The organism is Zongyangia sp., from assembly GCF_965361945.1.
This window is the reverse complement of the sequence record NZ_CBDTOK010000035.1, coordinates 1-3,918: the sequence shown is the minus strand read 5'-3', so window position 1 is coordinate 3,918 and position 3,918 is coordinate 1. Positions and strand designations below refer to the sequence as shown.

Genomic DNA, 3,918 nt, shown 5'->3' with positions numbered 1-3,918 from the left:
CTGTCCCCATTCTGGGCCCCGAAGATCAAATTGACCACGTTGCCCCTTTTGAAGGTCACGTCCGTTTCGAACACAAACGATCCATCCACACGGGTGGAGCTGATGGCAGCCGCGTCATTGTCGCTCCCCCGCTCCACCAGCAGTCCTTCGTCGGTATAGGTCAGTTCCGACCCCACCGGCTGGACCGTTTCCAGATTGGTGTTCCATTTTGCCGCGTCGTTTTCATCCAACGCCGCAAACACCGGGGTTCCCGTCACCAAAGAGGCCAGCGCCATCCAAACGGCCAGAACCACCGCTGTGCTTTTCATCATCCAGCGTTTCTTTCTCGACATTTCTTCTCCTCCTGTCCAAATATGAGCACACTCATAAGATGGCTCAAAGTCACTGTAAAATATCACCGTATTTCTGTCAACAAGAAGAGAAATATTCTCTATTTTTAATAATTAGCGCATCAAATTTTTATCAAAATATTTCTATAGAATGGATCACCTGCCTATCCGATCTGCTGTTCTAATTCATTAAGAAATATATTATTTTCTTTTACGGATGAGAAGAACCGCGGCGCCCGCACTCGGTGCCAGGACTACCAGCGCTCCTGGGATCACGCTGTGGTCACCAGAATACAGGTTCTCTTTTTTGCTATTGCCACATTCATCGTGGGAACAGAAAGGTCCATCTAATCGAGACTCCACCACTTTCCTGACATTATCCAGCTGCTTCACCTTTAACTTGGCAGGGAACTGTGCTTTCACATCGTCCCCCGATGTGTTGGCCTTTACTCTGAAGAGTCGCCGTATCTCCTACTCATTCCCTTTTATCTTCTTGCACGACGATCATGATCTGGATTGCTATAGTATTTCTGTTTGGCTTTGTACATCCGCTTCTCCGCCGCTTTGACGAGTGCTTCCAGATCCTTCACAGGGGCCGAAATCCAAGCCACCCCAACAGAAATGTGATATCCCTTTTGCTCTAGCGCGATAGTCATAGTTCGACTGTGATGGATAATTTTCGGTTCTACTTCGTCAACGGCGAAAATAACAAATTCGTCACCACCCAATCGATAAGCGTGCTTGGAGTCAAAACGATTGCGAATTTCTTCAGCGATCGCCCGCAACATATCGTCACCTACCTCATGTCCCCGGTCATTATTCATCTCATGCAAACCATTGGCATCAATAAAGGCGCAACAAATTCCCTCACGGCATTCTGCAGCGATACGAGGTAAATCCAGTTCATAACGATTGCGATTATATAACCCTGTCAGTGTATCTCTCTCACCCTGCCGCTGCATTTCCTGATAAGTTCGCATGTTTCCGCAAAGCATCGCAAAACTAAATCCAACACTTCTGAGCATGGTAGCACATCCGGTTTGCTTTGACAAACCGCCAGCAGAAATTATACCTTGAAGGGTACCATCAGCGTCCTCCACAGGAATAGCCACCAAATCCCCCATCTTTTCCGGCGCATCTGGCAGTATTGCTCGGACCTCCTGCGGTGTATGTACAGATATATCCCCATGCCCTGAAGTAAAGCGATCGGCAAGCACCTGAGCTTTTTCTACCAATGTTCGACCCAGGATAGATTCTCCGCCTACCTCCCAGAGATAATCCAAACTGGGCCCGTCCCCACCCATCATAGTGAATGCCACACGCTTTGCCGGAAGCATCTGCGCAATAACTTCAAGTGAACGAATGATATTCTCTCGGTGCTCATGGGCGTTAAAAAGTAGCTTCTCTACATCATAGATGTAATTGAGCGCATCCAGTTGTCGCTGTTTTTCTCCCGTCTCTCGGCGGACATAAAACACCAGCCAAGAAATATATACCAGGAAAAACAGGCCTTCAATAACAAGAAAGAAATTTAACATTTGACGGATATCCCGAGCCCCAGCAAAAACCAACGCCTCGGGGACGGAAAGCGCTACCCGCCATTGATTAATTCCTAGTGGCGTATAATAAAAATACAGATTTTCTCCAGTAGTATTTGACAGGAAAACAACGTAGTTGCTTTCCCCATCTACAAGACCTTGACGCAGCCGTTCATGGTCATATCCCTCCGCCATAGGACGTTCCCCAAGATCCCAAATATTTCCCATCTCGTCATGCCATGTGTCAATTAAAAAGTCACCCGTTGTTCCATCGATTACATACACCGCCGCTTCTCCACCGTAAGGCGAATAGGGCAGCTTCCTTGCGAGATCTCCCAATTTGATCACTCCATAGAGCATGGCAATTGTTTCGTTCTCGCTTTTCACCGGCACAAAATGGCGCACAACATAGTCCTCACCGTTTAAGTCCAACTGCCGGTCCGAAATATGGGCGCCTAAGGCAGCCTCCCTTTCAAATGAGAGCTGTTCAGATACATTGACATGCGTACCATCGGAAGTGACAACCTCATCACCTGGCAAAAGCAATTCTAGGCGCGAAAAAAATGTCCCTGTGCTCCGGTAAGAATGTAAAAATTCCTCCAGCCCATTCAAATCGGAGGCCATCATCTCCGCTATAAGGCCAAGTTTTTCCCGATCAGAATCTACATTCAGTTCTAAACTATGAGCAAATTCCTCTGCTTCCTCTGCTAAGCGTGTAAAGCTCACCGCTTCTTCTGCTTCATTGATCCGCCCCGTCACAATAAAGCTCGCAGCCGCAATAAACAAAACTAAAATTAGTGTTGCAGCCACCGGCCCTTTCCAATGAACAAAGCGTCTCCCCATGTTCTTTCCTCCATCTATACCATTTTTCTATATTTTCATTTTATATACTTTCTATATATTGTCAAGTTCCCCCTTAATAAATGGAAAAAATTCCTATATTTATCTTTTCTTTACCTATACTGATTTGAAGATCATTCTCAACAAATGCATCATATCATAAAAATATTATAGTTAGTTTATACTAATTATCTTGTTTTTTCTTTTATTTATATACAACTCTTACTATATTTAGTATGGAAGTTGTATATTTTTTTAGTAATATTATGTACATTTATAAAAAATTAAATGTCATGATATTTAATTTCCCTTTTGAGAAATTAGACGTTCCTACAAATTTTCAGAATAAGTTACAAAAGTATTGCACAAATTTTAAAAAATAGTAATGTCAAACATAAGCTATTTAATTATTTGCTTTAATAAAGCAAATAAAAATGACAAAAAGGGAGGAAGAAAAATTGAGACAGCTACACCACAAGGGGAAGCGCATCGGAGCTTTCCTGTTTGCTCTGGTTTTCGTCGTGACCAGCGTATTCACCGGAATGGTACCGGCCATGGCGATTGATGTGGAGCCGGCGGAAATCCCCGTAGCGGAAATCCCCGTAGCGGAAATTCCTGCAGAGGAAATCCCCGCGGCGGAAATTCCCGCCGTGGTAGTTCCTACAGCAGAACCAGAAGGACCTACAGAATTAACGTTTGAATTTCCGGAAGGAGATTACACCATAGAAGACGGTGTCTATACCCTGAACAAAAAAGATTGGAATCCTACAGATGGAGGGAATAATACCCTTCCCTCTACAACAGCTTACGCTGATTCTTTCGAATATTCGGTGGATGTAAAGCTGATAGAAGGCAATGCCGCCACCTTGGTTTTCGGCTATGACATGGAGACCAACCGCTTCCACGGCCTGGATATGCGGCAGATAGGGGACCAGGTCAGGCTTGCATCCTTTGTAAATAATGACCCCACATTGACAAACGGCAATATGGCTTTCCAGGACATCATGGTTCCTAATACAAATATGACTACCGATTTCATCAATGTGCGGATGGTCATGACCAAAGAGCATGTGCTTACCATCTATATTAACGGCAAACAGGCCCATGTACATGACTTTGGTTCTGGTATTCCCTACAAGCCCGGTTATTTGGGACTGCTGAGCTGGCAGGCCAAAGCCCAGTTTAAAAACTTAAAGGCAACTGCCAATATT

General features: G+C 44.8%; 4 protein-coding genes. 1 reads left to right on the top strand and 3 read right to left on the bottom strand.

The features are described 5' to 3' along the window. The 3 genes from ACZ25G_RS02055 to ACZ25G_RS02045 form a co-directional block, all read right to left on the bottom strand. The coding region (locus ACZ25G_RS02055; RefSeq protein ID WP_463681370.1) for a hypothetical protein at positions 1-332 on the bottom strand (332 nt) is incomplete at its 3' end. 198 nt (positions 333-530) lie between these two features. Then, the gene (locus ACZ25G_RS02050; RefSeq protein ID WP_463681369.1) at positions 531-752 is read right to left on the bottom strand and encodes a hypothetical protein; all 222 of its coding nucleotides are present in this window, start codon (positions 750-752) and stop codon (positions 531-533) included. 62 nt (positions 753-814) lie between these two features. Further along, a complete protein-coding gene (locus tag ACZ25G_RS02045; RefSeq protein WP_463681368.1) occupies positions 815-2,710 on the bottom strand; it encodes a sensor domain-containing diguanylate cyclase in 1,896 nt (631 codons plus the stop codon). 455 nt (positions 2,711-3,165) lie between these two features. Here ACZ25G_RS02045 and ACZ25G_RS02040 point away from each other — a divergent pair. Next, a partial coding sequence (locus tag ACZ25G_RS02040) for a 3-keto-alpha-glucoside-1,2-lyase-like domain-containing protein (protein ID WP_463681367.1) occupies positions 3,166-3,918 on the top strand: 753 nt, incomplete at its 3' end.